The sequence below is a fragment of the Chitinophaga filiformis genome (assembly GCF_023100805.1).
Classification (GTDB): Bacteria; Bacteroidota; Bacteroidia; order Chitinophagales; family Chitinophagaceae; genus Chitinophaga; species Chitinophaga filiformis_B.
The window spans coordinates 8,137,747-8,154,204 of record NZ_CP095855.1 but is presented as its reverse complement, the minus strand read 5'-3'; the positions used below and the strand labels follow the sequence as shown (position 1 = coordinate 8,154,204).

The 16,458-nt window shown below is 47.3% G+C and carries 14 protein-coding genes; 13 read left to right on the top strand and 1 reads right to left on the bottom strand.

The window, feature by feature from the left end; translation table 11 throughout:
• Positions 1-2 precede the first annotated feature (2 nt).
• From MYF79_RS31980 to MYF79_RS31935, 10 genes are all read left to right on the top strand, one after another.
• Positions 3-1,034, top strand: a complete 1,032-nt coding sequence (locus MYF79_RS31980; RefSeq protein WP_247811870.1) for a hemin-degrading factor — start codon at positions 3-5, stop codon at positions 1,032-1,034.
• Positions 1,035-1,797: 763 nt separating this feature from the next.
• Positions 1,798-2,115: a DUF6686 family protein gene (locus MYF79_RS31975; RefSeq protein ID WP_247811869.1), complete on the top strand. Its 318-nt coding sequence runs from the start codon at positions 1,798-1,800 to the stop codon at positions 2,113-2,115.
• 254 nt (positions 2,116-2,369) lie between these two features.
• Positions 2,370-4,445, top strand: coding sequence for a TonB-dependent receptor plug domain-containing protein (locus tag MYF79_RS31970; protein ID WP_247811868.1), 2,076 nt, complete (start codon positions 2,370-2,372; stop codon positions 4,443-4,445).
• Between the two features lie 40 nt (positions 4,446-4,485).
• Positions 4,486-5,508, top strand: a complete 1,023-nt coding sequence (locus MYF79_RS31965; RefSeq protein WP_247811867.1) for an HmuY family protein — start codon at positions 4,486-4,488, stop codon at positions 5,506-5,508.
• A 33-nt stretch (positions 5,509-5,541) separates the two neighbouring features.
• Entirely contained in the window at positions 5,542-7,668 is a 2,127-nt protein-coding gene (locus tag MYF79_RS31960) for a TonB-dependent receptor plug domain-containing protein (protein ID WP_247811866.1), read from the top strand.
• 8 nt (positions 7,669-7,676) lie between these two features.
• Positions 7,677-8,375 (top strand): hypothetical protein, encoded by a 699-nt coding sequence (locus tag MYF79_RS31955; protein WP_247811865.1) that lies wholly within the window; start codon positions 7,677-7,679, stop codon positions 8,373-8,375.
• A gap of 32 nt (positions 8,376-8,407) precedes the next feature.
• Positions 8,408-9,193 carry an HmuY family protein gene (locus MYF79_RS31950; RefSeq protein ID WP_247811864.1) on the top strand — a complete coding sequence of 262 codons (786 nt, stop codon included), beginning with the start codon at positions 8,408-8,410 and terminating at the stop codon, positions 9,191-9,193.
• Positions 9,194-9,216: 23 nt separating this feature from the next.
• Entirely contained in the window at positions 9,217-9,936 is a 720-nt protein-coding gene (locus MYF79_RS31945; RefSeq protein WP_247811863.1) for a hypothetical protein, read from the top strand.
• A 32-nt stretch (positions 9,937-9,968) separates the two neighbouring features.
• Positions 9,969-10,928 carry a DUF5018 domain-containing protein gene (locus MYF79_RS31940; protein ID WP_247811862.1) on the top strand — a complete coding sequence of 320 codons (960 nt, stop codon included), beginning with the start codon at positions 9,969-9,971 and terminating at the stop codon, positions 10,926-10,928.
• Positions 10,929-11,049: 121 nt separating this feature from the next.
• Positions 11,050-11,811, top strand: a complete 762-nt coding sequence (locus tag MYF79_RS31935; RefSeq protein ID WP_247811861.1) for a hypothetical protein — start codon at positions 11,050-11,052, stop codon at positions 11,809-11,811.
• A 93-nt stretch (positions 11,812-11,904) separates the two neighbouring features.
• On the opposite strand, the gene MYF79_RS31930 is transcribed toward MYF79_RS31935, so the two are convergent.
• Complete coding sequence (locus MYF79_RS31930) at positions 11,905-12,912, bottom strand: glutamine synthetase beta-grasp domain-containing protein (protein ID WP_247811860.1); 1,008 nt, start codon at positions 12,910-12,912, stop codon at positions 11,905-11,907.
• A 500-nt stretch (positions 12,913-13,412) separates the two neighbouring features.
• Between MYF79_RS31930 and MYF79_RS31925 the strand changes: the two genes are divergently transcribed.
• The 3 genes from MYF79_RS31925 (at position 13,413) to MYF79_RS31915 (ending at position 16,265) form a co-directional block, all read left to right on the top strand.
• Positions 13,413-14,897 (top strand): S41 family peptidase, encoded by a 1,485-nt coding sequence (locus MYF79_RS31925; protein ID WP_247811859.1) that lies wholly within the window; start codon positions 13,413-13,415, stop codon positions 14,895-14,897.
• Positions 14,898-15,160: 263 nt separating this feature from the next.
• Complete coding sequence (locus tag MYF79_RS31920; RefSeq protein WP_247811858.1) at positions 15,161-15,610, top strand: response regulator; 450 nt, start codon at positions 15,161-15,163, stop codon at positions 15,608-15,610.
• A gap of 76 nt (positions 15,611-15,686) precedes the next feature.
• Positions 15,687-16,265 carry a biliverdin-producing heme oxygenase gene (locus MYF79_RS31915; RefSeq protein WP_247811857.1) on the top strand — a complete coding sequence of 193 codons (579 nt, stop codon included), beginning with the start codon at positions 15,687-15,689 and terminating at the stop codon, positions 16,263-16,265.
• The last annotated feature ends 193 nt before the right edge of the window (positions 16,266-16,458 follow it).

The window sequence follows — 16,458 nt, the reverse complement described above, 5'->3', positions numbered from 1 at the left end:
ACATGAACGCAACTTTGACAACGTTAAAAGAACAATGGCTGGCTTTTCGTGAACAACATCCTAAAACAAGGATCCGTGACGCTGCCAGCCAGTTACAGGTAAGTGAAGGCGAGCTGGTAGCTGCCTGCACCGGTGGTACCGTAAAACATCTGAAGAATGATTTTCCTGCACTCATACAGGCCATGCCTGCACTGGGGAAGGTAATGGTGCTGACACGCAACGAACACTGTGTGATAGAACGCAAAGGTGTTTTTGAAATAGTGAACACTGAGAATAAACATGTGGGTACCGTGCTGGGAAAAGATATAGACCTGCGTATGTTCTTCTCGCGCTGGAAATACGGATTTGCTGTAGAAACAGACGATAGCACAGGCTTCAAAAGATCTATCCAGATATTTGACGCACAAGGCACCGCCATCATGAAGATCTATGCTGTAGAACAAACCAATCTGACTGCCTGGGATGCGCTGGTAGCAGATTTCACTGCCGAAGAACAACCCCTTGCTATTACCGTTGCGGCTCCGCCTCCTGCTCCTGTATATAATGATAAAGATGCTGATGCGGAAGCATTCCTTCAGGGATGGGCTGCGTTACAGGATACGCATGATTTCTTCCCGCTGTTGATGAAACATAAACTCTCCCGGGTTCGTGCGCTTGAACTCGCAGCGGGCAAATTCGCGCGCCGTACTGATAATGATTGTGTAAAGACGTTGTTGGAGAAAGCCGCTGCCAGCGGACTGGAGATCATGGTATTTGTAGGTAATCCGGGTAACATTGAAATACATACAGGCCCTGTACAGAAGATCGTGGCTATTCCCAGCTGGATCAATGTAATGGATGAAGATTTCAACCTTCACCTCAGAACAGATGCGATCGCACAAAGCTGGGTGGTAGAAAAACCTTCTGTTGATGGGATTGTTACCTCAGTAGAAGTGTTTGATGCAGCAGGAGAAATGATCGCACAGTTCTTTGGCAAGCGTAAACCAGGTAATCCCGAACTACAGGAATGGCGTGCGCTGGCTGCTGCGTTGTAACAGGTGTTGAACAAATAATAATGTCGCATAACGCTCCTGCAGGAGCACCGTCTTTATGTCCCCGGGGCTGTGGCCCGGGGACATAATGTGTATACCCGGACAAACATTCATCACGTCACGCAACGCTCTGTTAGGAGCGCCGTGTTTATATCTCCGGGCATAGCACAGGAACATAATATATATCAAGACAAACCTCCATCAATTTCGCACAACGCTCCGTTAGGAGGGTTGTGTTTATAGCCCCGGGCATAGCGCGGGAACATAATATATATCAAGACAAACCTCCGTCAATTTCACGCAACGCTCCGTTAGGAGCGCCATGTTTATAGCCCCGGGCGTAGCGCGGGAACATAATATATATCAAGACAAACCTCCATCAATTTCGCACAACGCTCCGTTAGGAGCGCCGTGTTTGTAGCCCCTGGGCAATGCCCGGGGTACATGATACGCGGATTTTGCATATTAATCCCTGATTTCATTCCGATATTTTCCCTAATAGACAAATCGTTTTCCTCATTTGAGCATCCTTCCTTAATACTACTCGCTATTTTTGAATTGCGTAAAGAGTGATTGAAATATCATGCTGCGAACATCCATTGTTTGTCAGCACCCAAAAAATATTTGCTATCCTACAAAACCTTCTGTGAAGTAATGCTCAATGCCCGTCAGCACTACGGACTGCAGACCCAGGCAGAACAGGTATTTCCGGCACAGCACTCCGGAAGGAGTGCTGTGATTCTAAAGAACCCTTAAACAAAAAAATATGTGCGATATCAGAACATTGTGCAGGAAAAACCAGGCCCACATCAGCCATTGTGCAAATTGTCAGACAGTCTATATCTGGCACAATAACCTGGTCCTGAACTTCACACCACAGGAATTTCAGCTATTCTATGAATCATTGGAGCACCAGCAGTTTCACGATTGCTCAATGACGTTTCCCGACGGAGAAGAGCGTGTAGTAGTGCACTCTCCATACCGGGACATCAGTTTTACTTTTACCAAACAGGAATGGCGGGATATGAAAGAAGCCATGAGTGAAGCCATATTACTCCAACAGGTATATGAACTGATCAGGTAGATTTTCCTTTTCGCGTAAATCATTTTCCTGAATAGATAAACTTATTTACCCGTTACATGCTTTCTTTGCATGTATTATTACTCCGCCAATATTATACAATAGCTACAAACTCCGCTGTAGTTCGTGTAATACAATAACATATTTATTTAAAACTGTTAATGCATCCGCATGGGTCGCCGTATTGTCTTATACCAATATCGCGACAGGGGATCTTTTGTTCTAACAACTCTAAGGGGTTAATGCTACTATACTTTATGAGGTCACATCTTACTGTGCTGGGACTTTCTATTGCATTGTGTAACGGCGCATGGGCGCAGTCTGCCGCACCGGCTACCGTTATATCTGATTCAGTACGTTTGCGTGACGTAGTGGTAACAGGGCAATATACTCCGCAGTCATTAAAACAATCGGTTTACCAGGTAAGAACCATTTCGGGTGAGTATATAAAATTGCGCGGCGCCACGAATGTGCTGGGCGTGTTGGATAATGAACTGGGCGTGCGCTTCTCCAACGATGCTACACTGGGAGAAACTGATGTGGAGCTCATGGGCATGTCTGGCACAAATGTAAAGATTTTGCTGGATGGTGTGCCATTGGCTGACAGGGGCAGCACCCGGCAAAGTCTGACACAGATAGATATTAATACAATAGAAAGGATTGAAATAGTAGAAGGGCCCATGTCTGTTGCATATGGTACTGATGCACTGGCGGGCGTTATCAATATTATCACTAAGAAATATCGTGGTGGTAAGCAGTTGTCTGTAACAGCCAGGGTACAGGAAGAGACTGTGGGGAAAGAGTATGCAGCCTTTAGTGGTAAAGGTGTGCATAATGAAAACCTGGGCCTCCAGTGGGGGCATAATGGTTTCTTTGCCGGAGGAGGTATCACCCGCAATGATTTTGGCGGATGGAGTGATACGCTCACAGGCCGGAAGAAGGCCTGGAAACCAAAGGATCAGCTGATGGCCAATGGCTCATTTGGCTACACTAATGATCATCTGAAAATATGGTACAGGCTCGATTACCTGGATGAAGATATCATCAGCAGAGGCGATATCAATTTTGACAATGGCAAGGCTACAGACCAGCATTACCTGACAGACCGCTATACGCACCAGGCACAGGCAATGTGGCAGGTGAATAAAGACCTGAGCGTGAATGGTGCTGCTTCATACCAGCAATACAAAAGAGTGACACGTACTACTATCAAAGATTTTACCAATAACACGGAAATGCTGTCGGCCAATGCAGGAGCACAGGACGTTTCCAAATTCAATACGATCTTCTTCAGGGGAACTGCACAGTATACATTATCGCCGGTATGGTCTTTTCAGCCAGGCATTGAATACCGCAGGGACGGCTCCTCCGGTGAGCGGATATCGGGCACACCGGAGATCAGTGATTATTCCCTCTTCCTGTCTGCAGAGATCAAACCAATACGCTGGCTGAATGTACGTCCGGGTGTACGGTTAAGCAGGAACTCCGTTTATGATGCGCCACCCCTGATCCCTTCTGTTAACACTAAGCTGGCACTGCGCAGTAACCTGGACCTGCGTTTGTCTTATGCCCGTGGCTTCAGGGCGCCGGCATTGAGGGAACTATATTTCTATTTCTTTGATGCCAGTCATTCTATAAAAGGGAACAGGGACCTGAAAGCGGAATATTCCAACAGTTTCACCGGGTCTCTGAGCTGGCAGGCTATTCAGAAAGGGCCAGTGCGCCTGAATGCAACGGCAACCGGGTTTTACAACGACTTCCACGACAGGATAGATCTTGCAACGATCAATAGTACTGATACCTCTACCTATGTAAACATCAGCAGGTTTAAAACCACCGGAGCCACGCTGAGCGGAGTGCTGAACTGGAAAGAACTGCAGGTGAACGCAGGCATCGCTTACATAGGTCGGTATAACCAGTTTGCCGATGATGATACGTACAATAAGAGCTATCCGAGTCCTGAGTTTACCTGGACACCGGAAGTGAATGCGAACATTACATATCATTTCAGGAAGACAGAGACAGCATTGAATCTCTCTTATAAGTTCAATGGAGAACGCCCGGCGTATGAAGAGGTGACAACTGCCAATGCACCTGCCTTCATACATGAAGTGAGAACGGAGGCTTTTCACCAGGCGGATTTTACAGTAAGCAAGGGTATTACGAAGTATGTGACTATAAATGCAGGTGTAAGAAACCTGTTTGACAATACGAATATCAGCAATTCTACTTTGACCAGCGGGCAGGCACATACTGCAGGAGGTGTTTTGCCGATGTGGTATGGGCGCTCCTACTTCGCCGGATTAAGCTTCAACTGGAACAGCAGAAAATAATTATTGATTAATAAATACAATGCAAAAACAAAAGATGGCTATGAAATTAAGCAGACTTTTTCTCGTACTTGCTATAGGAACAGGATTATTCAGTGCATGTAGTAAAGACGAGGATACCACCGTGGTGATACCTCCTTCAGACGGCTCGCAGCTGACCCTGAACGGTGGCGGTGGTACTGGTTCCCCTAATACCGTTTACGTAGATTTCAGTTCAGACTCTACTGCTACAAGAGCACGCGCCAGCTGGTCGCTCGGTTTTTATAGCGGGTCCTCATACCGTGTCGTACTCAATAGCTTTACTTCCATGAGCGCTGTGGCATTGAGCAAGACCGATATCAATACTGTGAACATTAGCGATACCGCAGGTATAAGCCTGGCTATTGGTCAGGGTGCAGGTACACTAAGCATGATCGACGATGTATATGGCGACCTCACCAAAACTGTGATCGCAGAAGTATCTGCTACTGCCTCCGCCAATCATGTCTACCTGGTGAAACCGGAAAATGCTTCCGCCGCAGATCCTGCTACCTGGTATAAGATCCTTGTTACACGCAATGGAGATGGCTATACCCTGCAGTATGCAAAGCTGAAAGAAACCACTATCAAAACGGCCAATATCGCCAAGGATAATAACTACAACTTTACCTTCTTCTCCCTGGATAATGGTGCTACTGTAAATGTGGAACCTAAGAAAACACAATGGGATATCGCCTGGTCTTACGCTGCCTATTACACAGCTACCATCCCGTATTTCTTTTCTGACTTTGTAGTGATCAACCAATATGTTGGTGTGACTGCGGCAAAGGTGGACAGCAATACCGTAAGCTATAACAATTTCAAAGCAGACCATATCGCTGCGCAAACCTTCGTGTCTACCCGCGATGCCATCGGCGGCAGCTGGAGAGCTACGACAGGTAACGGCATCTACAAGAACTTTTATTACATCGTAAAGGATGCCAATGGCAATTATTACAAGCTGAAATTCGTCAGCATGGGCCTGAATGATGGTGGTACCAGAGGATACCCTGTTATTGAGTACAAACTGGTGAAATCGGCCAGCTAGAAGAGACTTTTATTCGTACCAGCATTTTAACCAATGTATACCGGAAAGGAACTGTGCATCACTATCATACTATTGTGTACCGGCGCTTATAAGGCATCGGCACAGACTGATACTGCCACCAGGGCGAAAGCCCTGCGTGGGGTGGAGGTGAGGGCCGTTCGCCTGGAAACGCTTACCAGTAAAGCGGCTATGCCGGTAACGGTCATCAGCAGGAAAACACTGGACATGATGGGTAGTCGCAGACTGGATGAAGTAATGCGGGAACAGACCGGTGTGAACATCGTCAATGATATTGCCGCCGGTTCACGCGCTATCGGGATGCAGATGCAGGGCTTCAGTTCCGATTACATCCTGATCCTGATAGACGGGCAGCCGATGATTGGAAGAAATGCGGGGAACTTTGACCTGTCACGTATCACCGTGTCAGACATAGAACGGATAGAGATCGTAAAGGGCGCCTCTTCCAGTTTGTTTGGAAGTGAGGCCCTGGGAGGAGTGGTGAACATCATCACCCGTCAGAAGATCTCGTCACCGCAGGCACAGGCTATTGTGCGCTACGGTTCTCAAAATACGCAGGATGCCACAGTGGAAGGAGAGATGCCTTTTGCCAGAGAGAAGGCCTCCCTTTCATTGTCCGGCAACTATTATCATACGGATGGATACAATGTGAACAGCTATTTGCGCAGGGGGGCTACTGCTCCGCCTTACGACAGCTATAGTTTGCAATCACGTTTACGTTATCGCCTCAGTAGTAGTCAGCAGTTGTTCATCTCCGGCAGATGGGCTTTGCGTAACTCACTGAATGAATCGGTGTATGGCACAGGACAAACGGAAAACAGTACAAAAGATGTATTGAGCGAAAGTGATGTGAATGCGTCTCTTGTATTACAGTCTGCCTTTAACAATAAGTTCCGGCTGAACAGCCAGTACTACCTTACCCGTTACAGTTCCCGCCAGGACGTAAGCACCGGCAAACAGGCAGTACTGAAGGAAAATGAATTTACACAATATTTCCACCGCTTTGAGGAGCAGGTCTTATATATTCCTGCGGATAAATTGTCCTTTACCGGAGGTGCGGGCATCAATCTCGAAAGTATGGACGATACCGAACTGCATGGCGGCAATGATATGCGTAGTGAATATGCTTATCTGCAGGGCGACTGGAAGATATGCAGTAAACTGACCACGCGTGCCGGCCTGCGTTATGATCACCATAATTACTATGGGGGCAGGTTGAATCCCAGTGTAGGTGTTAGCTATAGTTTAAGCGACAAGATCATATTTAAGGCAGCCGTAGGGACAGGTTACAAGACGCCTGATTTTAAAAAACGCTACCAGGTATTCACCAATCCACAGGCGGGGTATACTGTACTGGGGGTCGAGGAGGTGGCTGCTACCCTGGCAGATATGCAGACGGCAGGACTGATCAGCGAAATACGGCCTGTGGCAAGGAATATCAGCGCTGCGCTCAAACCGGAAACATCTGTGTCTTGTAACGCCGGTATCAGTGTACAGCCACATGCTGCTGTAAAGCTGGACCTGAATGTTTTCTATAACAACCTGCACAATTTTATTAATACCGTTCAGGTAGCAACAAGAACTAATTATCAGCCTGTTTATTCCTATATCAATCTTGACCGGTCTTACACTTCGGGTGTAGAAACTGGTGTATCTGTCAGTCCTGTAAAAGGACTGGACATCTCCGCAGGTTACCAGCTGCTGTACGCAAAAGACAGGGGAATAATGGATTCCATCCGGGCGGGTGGGTACCCTTACAATAAGGTAAGGAACAGTCATACAGGTGAAACACGTAACGCGAAAGTGAGTGATTACATCGGCCTTGAAAACAGGTCCAGGCACATGGCCAACCTGCGGGTGTTTTATGAGTATGCACCCTGGGGTATCAACGCCAGCTTCCGCCTTACCTGCAGGAGTAAAGCCGGGTATGATGATGCGAACAACAACCGTTTCCTGGACAGGTACGATACATTCATAGCAGGGTATGCTATGCTATATGCATCGCTCGAAAAGAAATTTTGCAAAGATCATTTATCCGTGCAGTTAACAGCGGATAACCTGATGAATTATACGGATATGCTGATGCCGGGACAACCAGGACGGATATTGATGGCCGGACTGAAATGGCGGATGTTTAAATAAATAATACCATGCGACATACAATCCATATTTGTCTGTTAACGACAGCACTGTTAACCATTGCGTCCTGTAAGAAGGACGGGAATAAGGACACAAAGACCAACTATGAAGATGGCGTCAGTACAGTGATCTACGACCTGGCCGGCGATACGGAAGCTTCCGTTGCCGATGGGGTGGAAGGAAAGGAACGCCGTCCGTTCAAGCCATTTTATTTCAAGCTGAAGAGTAAGTTACAATCCTGGGACAGCTCTGCCAGCAACAGGCGGAGCGCCAGTTGGGACATTGCCTTTACAGATGTGTACAATGCGCTGGTCTATGTAAATGACGGCAACAATCCCAATGGCCCCGGGTATGGTGGTCCGGGGAAAGGATTAATAATAGCCGTGGATTCACCTTATTCAAAGGTGACCGAAGCGCCCTCCCTGGAGGAAATGAAAGCGCATAACCTGAAATTCACAGGATGGGATGGCTATCCGCAGGTGTATAATACAGGCTGGTACTTTTACTCATTGACCACGCATCTGGCAATACCCATTAAGAACCGGACCTTCGTCATCATGACAGCTGAAGGCAAATATGCTAAACTGGAACTGATCAATGTATACCAGGGTAACCCGCCGGCAGTGACGGACCTGTACTGGCCGGCGCCTTACTTCACCTTCCGCTATTATGTGCAGGAAGATGGAAGCCGTAACCTGAGAACACCCTGAGAGTAATTACCTGATTAAGCACAATAATTTCTATGCAAAAGACCAATCTCTTATGCGTGGCCATGGCCATGTTTGCCATCGCCTGCTCTAAAAGTGATACTGATACCCCGGATGTCAATCCCCCGGTTGATACAGCTACCGTGGATGTGAAGACCGGCGTGTACACCCTGGCGGATCTTGCTGCTGATACGAACGCCACTTCCGGCGCTGCCGCGCGGGCATTTTACTACAGCCTGGAAGACCAGAAGACCATTCCCGCATCGCAGGTACAGACGGCCAACTGGGATATCGCCTTTACCGGCACCTACAACAGTACTATTCTTATCAACAACGGGAAGGCAAAGTATTCACCCGGTTACGGCGGACCAGGCGCAGGGGGCATTTACCTGGTGAAAGATGCTGCCATTGATGCGGAATATTATGTTGGTCCGCAGAAAGCGCTAAAGACCGTTCCTGCCCGTCGCCTGTTCGACAGTGCTTTCGCACACGTGAAAACAGTACCTGTCAGTGACGATCAGTTGCTCACCAACGATGGTATAGGGCTGGATTATTTCGGTCCCAGCACAGATGGATGGGCTTTTTATGATTTTTATGGCTTGCAGTTCCCCGACGCCAACCCGGATAGTGTAGCACATATCTGCTATAGTATGCCACGTACGCTGATCATCAAAACGGCAAAGGGGCACTACGCCAAGATGGTGATCTACAGTATTTATAAGGGCGCGCCGGAATTGCCCACCCGCGCGCATAAACCAGGCTTTGTGACTTTTAAATACGCTATTCAGAAAGATGGCAGTAAACAACTGGACCTGAAATAATCATGCTCAATTATATACCCGCAATGAAGATCAAATACCTGCTACTGCTGGTCTTACCAGCAATACTGCTGACGGCCGCCTGTAAGAAAACGGAAACAATTGAGGTGCCGGCACAGGCCTCCAACAGGATACTTTCCTACAAGATCACCAATGTGCCGGAAGAACCTGTTTATGGAGCTGTGAATGACGGGAAAAGAACGATCACGGTTATTCTTCCCTATTACTATTATCTGACCACTATACAGCCTGAAATCACTGTTTCTGAAGGGGCAACAGTAAGTCCTGCCAGCGGTGTGCTCATAGACAGTATTACGAAGAAACTGACGGAAGGCGCCAACATTGAATATGTAGTGACAGGGAAGGACGGGAGCAAGGCACGTTACAAACTACTGCTCAGTACCCAGCAGCCGGATATCACACTGGAGGAACTCTCGCCCGACCCTGCCAATCCAACAATACTGTACCACAGCAAGCCGGCTACTTTTGAATTTAACTTCTTTGAGATCAGGGGTAAGAACTTTATTCCGCAGCAGGAGCTGCTGGGCATTTTCTCTACCATCAGTTATCTGAATGAGCAGGGACAGGTGGTATATACTGCGGTGAACGGCGATAATTATACAATGAGGATAGGCGCCACTGTGCCGTCTGCAGAGCAGGTGCCGGCAGGATTGTACCGGATCAGGGTCACCTCATATACCCGTTCGGCCACCATGAAAAACCCGGTAAGGATTCAATCGCTCTGAGCGATCTTTTAAGCGCTAAAAACAACGCATACATGAAACTTCTCAATATATCTATCATGCAGGCTACAGCCGTGGCTTTACTGTTATGGCTGGCCATAGGCGCCTGTAGTAAGGAAACAGTGCAGGCGCCTTATCCTTATAATGAACTGAAGACCTTCGAGGTGGTGGCAGGACCAGGAGACACGATCCCTGCCGCTATCAGTAATGGCAACATTATACTGTACTGGCCATTTGATCATCCGCTGCCGGATGCTATTGCGCCACTGGTCACTATTTCTGAGCATGCAACGGTATCGCCGGCATCGGGAGCGCGGGTGTCGCTGAAAGACAGTGTATCTTATGTGGTGACAGCAGAGACAGGAGCTAAAGCTACTTATAAGCTCCGTGTAGTGGTCAATCAGCCCGACCTGCTGATCAATGACGCAACGGATGTAGTGGGCAGACTGGAGGCCACCACAGATATCACCGGTATTACCTACGTGATACCTGATACGGCTTTCACTGCTGTGTACCTGGTATCGGGAGCAGGTGCGGAGACAAAGTGTGTGATCAATAGTTTTACGGAACTGGGCGCTAATGAGTATGCTGTCAATATAGCCACACCGGCAGTGGATACCGGCAGTTATAAGCTGAAGATCGTTTCAGGTACAGAAACGCTTACCAGTGAGCGGGATTATGTGAAGATCATTTATCCTTTCCCGACAGTTAACAGCGTAACAACGGCCTTTACACTTAAACGAGGCGAGACCTTTACACTCAGCGGCGCCAACATGAGGGGAATGGTGGCAGGAAGGGCCAGGCTGACCGGTGGCCAGACCTATTACAACCTGGAGCTGGCAGCCTTTGATCTGAGTAGTGTGACCTATCGTATACCTGCTCATTTTCCGGTGGGGAACTATAATCTTTTACATGCCGCGTTCCGGAACTATCTGGGCGCAACAGTATACCTGCGTGCAGGAACAATTAACCCGGTTCTGATCATTACAGAATAAATAAAGTTTTGTTTACGGCGGCTGCCGTCCTGGAAATGAAGAGAGCCAGACACTGGAACTGTCTGGCTCCCGGAAGATACGGGAACAAATATCTTATCCTTAACATTTTAAAACTCTAAAAATGAAAATCTTAGACACTGCTCCCAAATCAGCAGTCAAAACTACAAAAAATATTTCTCGTTCACTGTTTGCAATGGCGCTGGTATCAGCAGCTATATTCTCTTCCTGCCAGAAGGAAGGTGAACAGGCAGCGCCTGTACTGGCAGGTGCTGATCATACTATTGCTGCTACTAATCCGGGTACGGGCCAGACGGCATCGTTCACCTGCGATAGTACTTATGGTACTGTAACGCTGGATGCCAGCGGTGTGTATAACGTGGCCAACTTCTTCCAGGGGGTACAGGGTACAACCGGCAACCCTCCGCATGTTGCGCATTCTACTTATTATTACAGCCTTGCTGACAATGATGGCGGCTGTGATGGATATGACCTGATCTTCAATGGTACCGCCAATGCTGATATCAGGGTGCCATCCGGTTATACTTTACAATATACCGCTTCAACTTCATTTGCCAATGTCACTGCCAGCACCGTAGGTACCACTGTAACCGTATTCGGCTACAACCGTATACTGACTGGCCCTCCAAGCGGCAATACAACTATCAACACTGCTCATCCGGGATGGTATAACTATGATGTGGTGAATCACATCGTATATCCTGTTGCTGAATGGGGCGTGGAAGTAACCCTGATCGTAACAACCGACGCAGGTGTGAAATACAAGGTGCAGTTACAGGACGTATATTCCAACGGTACGCCAAACAACACTGTACAGGCTAATAACTATCCTTTCTTCAAATTCCGTTACAAGAGACTGAACTAGTCTTTACACAGGGTAGCCGCCTTACAAAACGAAAGGGTGCATCATAGAAATGACGCACCCTTTTTATTATTTACATGCATATAGTAGCCACGCTTATACGGCTACAGATTTTACTGTTTTGATGATCCGCGCAGCCACTTTATATGGATCTGCTGCAGAATTTGGACGTCTGTCTTCCAGGTAACCTTTCCAGCCTCTTTCTACAGTAGCTACAGGTATACGGATAGATGCGCCACGGTCGGAAACGCCATAGCTGAAGTCGTGAATAGACGCAGTTTCGTGCAGGCCGGTCAGACGTAAATGGTTGTCTGCACCGTATACATCGATATGTTCTTTTACTACAGGTCTGAATGCTTCACACACTTTATCGTAAACAGCTTTGTTACCAGCTGTTCTCAGCAGGGTGTTAGAGAAGTTAGCATGCATACCGGAACCATTCCAGTCGAGCGTACCTAATGGTTTACAATGCCAGTTGATGGAAACACCATATTTCTCACCAATTCTTTCCAGCAAATAACGGGCGATCCAGATCTGATCACCAGCTTCTTTCGCACCTTTAGCGAAGATCTGGAATTCCCACTGGCCGGCCGCTACTTCCGCATTGATACCTTCTACGTTCAGTCCTGCTTCCAGGCATACGTCCAGGTGCTCTTCAACGATCTCACGTCCGAAAGCGTTGTTGGTACCAACAGAGCAGTAGTACTGGCCCTGCGGATTAGGATAACCGCCATCAGGGAAGCCCAGTGGCTTGTTGCTGGCAGGATTCCACAGGAAATACTCCTGTTCGAAACCGAACCAGAAGTCGTTATCGTCGTCTTCAATGGTAGCGCGCCCATTGGAAGGATGTGGTTTACCGGAAGCATCCAGTACTTCACACATTACCAGGTAAGCATCTTTTCTCTGCGGATCTTTAACGAAGAAAACAGGTTTTAAGAGGCAGTCAGATGAACCGCCCGGAGCCTGCCGGGTAGAGGAACCGTCGAAGCTCCACATCGGGAGATCTTCCAGTTTACCACTAAAGCTCTTTTCGATTTTGGTCTTACTTCTAAGGCTTTGGGTGGGCTGATAGCCATCCAGCCAGATGTACTCAAATTTGATCATTGATTAGCTGATATTTAAGGATTATGTTCACTTATGACAATTGCCTGGCCGGGATTGTAGACAACAACCCCAGTTTTATTTTTGTATCCCGTTTCCCTTAATGTGGTGTATAAAAGCTGGCAAATTTTCGAAGTGCAAAGAAAGTTATAAATGTTGTGTTTGTCAATCCCCGGAATAAGAATTAGCGATCACCAAAAGTGGGGATATTAAGCCTGTGGTAAACAATGTTTTATGTTCCCGGAGACTTTGCGTTAATGTTTTTTTGTCTACGATCTGATCTTTTTTGATGCTTTATGCCCGCGCCTGTACGCCGGAGAAGCAGTCCGGAACCTGTTATACGGGAGGAGACGGCTGGTATTGGATCAGTAATGTTTTATTTACTGATTATCAGTGGTTAATTTTTATTTATAATTACGAGGGCCCTGAATGTCAATGGAGTCTGCGTTTTTTTGTAATTTCATGGGATTGTACTATTCTACGGTCAACTTAAAACCTTCCAGGTGAAAAAGAAATATTCCCTAGTCCAACTCTTGTTTTTATCCTTGTTATGGTTTGCCTGCAAAAAAGATAAACAGCCAGACCCACCGACCCCGCCTGCTGAAGGAACCCGGGAGCAGTTGACAACGGATTCACTCTACCTTTATGCTAAACAGATCTATCTCTGGTATGATGCAATACCGGCTATAGACGTATTTAAACCACGGCAATATGCCACGGGAGGGAATGTATTGTCCAATTATCAGCGGGAACTTTACGCCATTACACAATTCAAGACCAATCCGCAAACCGGTGAAGCCTATGAATATTCAGGCGTGCCCGGTCACCCGAAATATTCCTTCATAACAGAAGAAAGCCTTACGGGTGGCAGGATGGGAACTATTGACCTGAATGATAAAGGGGACGATCTTGGCCTGGGGCTTTCAGCTTCCGGCAGTGAAGTACGTATCCGTATCGTATACCCGGCATCTCCGGCTGCCGGCGCTGGTCTGACCCGGGGAATGAAGGTAGTGGCAATCAATGGCACACCGGTCAATTCATCGTCCGGGCCTTTCATAGAGGCCGCACTGGATAAGTCTACCGTAACCATGACGGTGGAAAAGACGCCTGGCGTGCCTGAAATAGTAAACCTGACGAAGCGTCAATATACATCCTCGGCGGTATTAAAAACTTCTATACTCGATGCCGGCACGCAGAAAGTCGGTTACATCGCTTATGGCCGCTTCTCGGCCTATAGCGTAACCAAGGCCGCTATAGACCAGGCCTTTGCAAAATTTGTAACAGCAGGGGTGACCTCACTGATCGTGGACCTGCGTTATAACGGTGGAGGTTATACCGAATCGGCCCAGTATCTCGCCAACCAGATCGCGCCTAATTCACTGGATGGTAAAGTGATGTATGTTGAATACTTCAACGACCTGCTGCAGAAAGGACAGGCGCCTATCCTGAAAGAGCAGCTTTACCGCAACAGTGCAGGCGAACCCGTGATGTGGAATGGACACTGGGCTACTTATGCCGACCTGGATTATACCGTTGCCGGCAACACGTTTAAGTTCACCAGCGACGGTTCGCTTAACTCACTGAAACAGGTCGTGTTCATCGTGAGTGGTAACACTGCATCTGCCAGTGAGCTGGTTATCAATAGCCTGAAGCCTTATATGCCGGTAAAACTGGTAGGGGCAAGGACCTATGGAAAGCCTGTAGGCTTCTTCGGTATTAAGATCGACAAGTACACCGTGTACTTATCCAATTTTTATATGCAGAATGCAAACGGAGATGGTAATTATTTCCATGGAATGGATGTGGATATACCTGCGGAAGATGATGTCAGGAACGATTTCGGCGTGCCGGGCGAGACCTGCGTGATGTCAGCGCTGAATTATATAGAAGGTCATCCGGCCGGAAGGGTTAGACCGGCAGAACCGGTGGTACACATGGGACCGGTATCCTTCAACGGTATGATAGAGACGAGGTTAAAACTGCGCTGATATTTCCCTATATCGTAATGTTTTTTCCCGATCCGATCAGCCATATAGTACACTGCTGCCTTAACTTTGCAACAGCTTCCTATTTAAAAGTGCTGTTTGTTACACCCAGATCCGACTTTCAGTCAAGCATATAAGTTTCTTAAAATTATAAGTCCTCGGTGGTCCCATTATCGCAGATAGTGGGACCTCAGGCACAATTCCCATTTCTATTGACATTATTGCAAGTTTATTTAAGTAATTTTAGCCGTTAAATCTAAAATTGGATGATCAAAAAGGTGCTACGTAACAGGAAATGTATACTTGTGGCAGATGATGACGCAGACGACAGGGAGCTTATTAAGGTGGCATTTGAAGAAAGTGGCGCTGATGCAGAATTGCTTTTTGTGGAGAATGGAGAAGAATTAATGTTTTATCTGAACAGGCAGGGAAGATATGCAGACGAAGAAAAATATCCTTTCCCCAGTATCATATTGCTTGATCTGAATATGCCACGTAAGGACGGACGTGAGGCTTTACGTGAGATAAAAGAACATGCCAACCTGAAATCGTTACCCATTATTATCCTGACCACTTCTACCGAAGCAAAAGATATCTCAAAATGTTATGAGCTTGGCGTAAACAGTTATACCATAAAACCGGCTAATTTTTCTGACCTGGTGGCATTTGCTCATATGCTGCACACTTACTGGTTTACCGTCGTACAACTACCGTAGAAATCTTTCCACACGGCCCTGACATTTATTCAGCGTACTTTTAACTACTCTTAACAACTTATAACCATATTGTATAATGATCGAATTGTTAAGGGAGCGTACGGATAAACAGCATCAGGAGCTGGAGCGTGTACTGATCCCCATTATAAGGAAGGCGAATACACCTGAAAAATATATCAGGTTATTAGCGCTGTTGTATGGATACTATTATCCATTGGAACAGCATATCGCTGCCCATATGGATATTTCTTTTCCGGGAGGATTTGAACGAAGGAGGAAGGCCCCCTTCCTGCTGGATGATATAGCCGCCATCAGTGGTGTGCCGGCGGGCATACCTCCCTTCTGTACAGATCTTCCTGAGATCGCAGATCATGCGCAGGCGCTGGGCGCGATGTATGTGCTGGAAGACCTTACATTGGATGGGCAGTTGTTCAGCCATATCCTGCTGCGTAACCTGCAGGCGCCTGAGCTGCCGAAGGCCATGACCTTTTTCCAGGGCTACGGCAGTGATACGCAGTCTTACTGGGATACATTTGTTCATTATGTTCAGGGATATCATGGTACGGAGGCGCAGCAGCAAAGCGTACTGGATGCTGCGGCCGCCACTTTCCTGAAATTTAAGACATGGGTCTCGGGGGCACGGGAACTGCAATAGCCTACCCGCTTGCCGTCTACTACTTTAAGTAAAAAATTGATTTTTAACATTGTACCTCACAGCGTGTCTTATAATATCTGACCCCAGGCTAATATAGCTACAGACCGGAACACCTATAGTTTCCCATCTCCAGACTTCATCCCGGGGCACCGCCTGACAAGACGGTCATAAGTCACTACTGTACAAATTGGTA

What these genes read in the sequence shown, in the direction of transcription:
- MYF79_RS31950 (WP_247811864.1), top strand. Translation starts at nt 8,408, where the DNA reads ATGCAAAAGACCAATCTCTTATGCGTGGCCATGGCCATGTTTGCCATC.
- MYF79_RS31915 (WP_247811857.1), top strand. Translation starts at nt 15,687, where the DNA reads ATGATCGAATTGTTAAGGGAGCGTACGGATAAACAGCATCAGGAGCTG.
- MYF79_RS31940 (WP_247811862.1), top strand. Translation starts at nt 9,969, where the DNA reads ATGAAACTTCTCAATATATCTATCATGCAGGCTACAGCCGTGGCTTTA.
- MYF79_RS31945 (WP_247811863.1), top strand. Translation starts at nt 9,217, where the DNA reads ATGAAGATCAAATACCTGCTACTGCTGGTCTTACCAGCAATACTGCTG.
- MYF79_RS31980 (WP_247811870.1), top strand. Translation starts at nt 3, where the DNA reads ATGAACGCAACTTTGACAACGTTAAAAGAACAATGGCTGGCTTTTCGT.
- MYF79_RS31960 (WP_247811866.1), top strand. Translation starts at nt 5,542, where the DNA reads ATGTATACCGGAAAGGAACTGTGCATCACTATCATACTATTGTGTACC.
- MYF79_RS31920 (WP_247811858.1), top strand. Translation starts at nt 15,161, where the DNA reads ATGATCAAAAAGGTGCTACGTAACAGGAAATGTATACTTGTGGCAGAT.
- MYF79_RS31965 (WP_247811867.1), top strand. Translation starts at nt 4,486, where the DNA reads ATGAAATTAAGCAGACTTTTTCTCGTACTTGCTATAGGAACAGGATTA.
- MYF79_RS31930 (WP_247811860.1), bottom strand. Translation starts at nt 12,912, where the DNA reads ATGATCAAATTTGAGTACATCTGGCTGGATGGCTATCAGCCCACCCAA.
- MYF79_RS31975 (WP_247811869.1), top strand. Translation starts at nt 1,798, where the DNA reads ATGTGCGATATCAGAACATTGTGCAGGAAAAACCAGGCCCACATCAGC.
- MYF79_RS31935 (WP_247811861.1), top strand. Translation starts at nt 11,050, where the DNA reads ATGAAAATCTTAGACACTGCTCCCAAATCAGCAGTCAAAACTACAAAA.
- MYF79_RS31970 (WP_247811868.1), top strand. Translation starts at nt 2,370, where the DNA reads ATGAGGTCACATCTTACTGTGCTGGGACTTTCTATTGCATTGTGTAAC.
- MYF79_RS31955 (WP_247811865.1), top strand. Translation starts at nt 7,677, where the DNA reads ATGCGACATACAATCCATATTTGTCTGTTAACGACAGCACTGTTAACC.